This window comes from Vibrio sp. 1069, assembly GCF_033340555.1.
On sequence record NZ_JAWOWP010000456.1, the window covers coordinates 1 to 661 of the forward strand.

At 46.0% G+C, this 661-nt stretch carries 1 protein-coding gene and 1 pseudogene; both read right to left on the bottom strand.

What is annotated here, in order from left to right:
• The coding region (locus R7040_RS27115; protein WP_318097690.1) for a DUF3429 domain-containing protein at window positions 1–384 on the bottom strand (384 nt) is incomplete at its 3' end.
• Window positions 385–394: 10 nt separating this feature from the next.
• Window positions 395–661 (bottom strand): annotated as a pseudogene (locus R7040_RS27120) (glutathione peroxidase); the annotation flags it as partial.

Sequence of the window (661 nt, forward strand, 5' to 3'; positions counted from 1 at the left end):
TTGATAGCCTTTAGGATCAACTTCCAGTTCGACATTCCGTATCAGCTTTTCTGCATACCAAACGGCAGCGTATCCGGTTGCGAGCAACAATAGTGCCGCGATGTAATGTGTATTCCCTTGTAACAAGGCACCCCACGCAAGCAAAACAAACAAATTACTGAGAACTAGGATATTACGGCTCAAGCGGTGGTAGTAATGGTCGATACCATTTCCCCAGAGCACTCCCGATAGAAAACTCAAGATAACGGCGCTGTAGGCAATAAAAAATTGTTGGCCGCTTAGGTTAAATAAGGTGGTGTCAGACACGATAAGCAGCAAGCTGAACAGAAAAGGCACTAAGCCCAAGTACCCAAGGCGTAACATGGTTAAACGTGTCGTGACCATAACTGCACTCCTACAGTTGTTGCTCAATCATATTAGTAAGCGTAGTACTCGTCGGAGAGGTTGAGCTTGGAAATGTGGCGATGACTTTGCCTTCTTTACTGATGAGAAACTTGTAAAAGTTCCACTTCGGAGTCACACCGGCTTGAGTGCTGATTTCAGAAAAGACAGGGTTGGCCTCGTTGCCCAACACAGAGCTTCTAGCCATCATAGGAAACGTCACGCCGTAGTCGAGATAGCAGATCTTTGCGGTATTTTCTTCGCTTCCTTTGTCTTGTCT